This is a genomic window from Vibrio sp. EA2 (assembly GCF_033042495.1).
Classification (GTDB): domain Bacteria; phylum Pseudomonadota; class Gammaproteobacteria; order Enterobacterales; family Vibrionaceae; genus Vibrio.
In genome coordinates this window covers 1-1,041 of sequence record NZ_JAWLID010000047.1, presented here as the reverse complement: position 1 = coordinate 1,041, position 1,041 = coordinate 1, and the positions used below count along the sequence as shown (strand labels likewise).

General features: G+C 42.6%; 1 protein-coding gene. It reads right to left on the bottom strand.

The features are described from left to right. Positions 1–461 (bottom strand): bile acid:sodium symporter (locus RXX31_RS24650; protein ID WP_317592209.1); only part of this gene is annotated, 461 nt, incomplete at its 3' end. Between the last annotated feature and the right edge of the window lie 580 nt (positions 462–1,041).

Genomic DNA, 1,041 nt, shown 5'->3' with positions numbered 1-1,041 from the left:
AATAGTGGAGTCAAAGCAACACCGATGACACTCGATAGCGAAGCATTAAAAATTGCACCAGGTACATTGCCTTTCGCTAAGCTTGTCATCGCAACCGAGGATGACACAGTGCCCGGTAAAGCAAACAAATAGCAGAATCCCAAAGCTAATGCCGAAGGAAAAATGGCATTCAGTCCATTAGCAGAGACAACCCAAATTAACGGGTAGACAACAAACGTGGTCAACTGAATGAGCAAGTGCAATGGCCAATTACTTATCCCCTGTTTTAATTTTGCCGGGGATAAATGGATACCATGCAGGAAGAAAATCACAGCAATTCCCAATTGAGTGAACTTATCTAATTGTAACCACCCACCGCTTCGCCCTACCTCAGGAGACAAGAAAGAGAGAGCGATAGCACTAAGCATTCCCAGCAAGAACCACTCTTTTTTTATTTTTTCTAACACAACTACACCTGTCATATACAGAGATTTCCTAACAGTGTACTCTGATATGCATTGTCTCTCTGCCGAATATTAGACAAGATATGATGAATACAAGACAAACAAGAACCATTCCGGAGATGACAGAGTTGCCTCGTCCTATTTGGTCTCGCTCTGAAAGCTGGGGAGCTGGTGGTAGCATAACCGAGTGGCACCAGCACACTTGGGGCCAGTTCACTTATGTTTCATCCGGAATATTAAAAGTAGAAACGATAAATTCCAGTTATATATCGATACCAAATTATGGGATTTGGATCCCAAATGGTGTCAAACATCGTGTCATATCTGATAAGACGAGCGAAATGCGTAGCTTATATGTTGCATCAGATACAATTACACATTCTGCATGGCAGCGTCCGTTAGTGTGTCAAATGACCCCCTTACTCAGAGAATTAATCATTCATTTTTCGAATTATCCGCCGCACTATAGTAAGGAATCAAAGCAGGCGAGAGTGGCTCAAGTTATCATTGACCAATTCGAATCACTAACGACGGTGGAAATGGCGTTGCCTTACCCAACGGATAAACGCTTAATCCAGATATGCCATTTACTACAGGA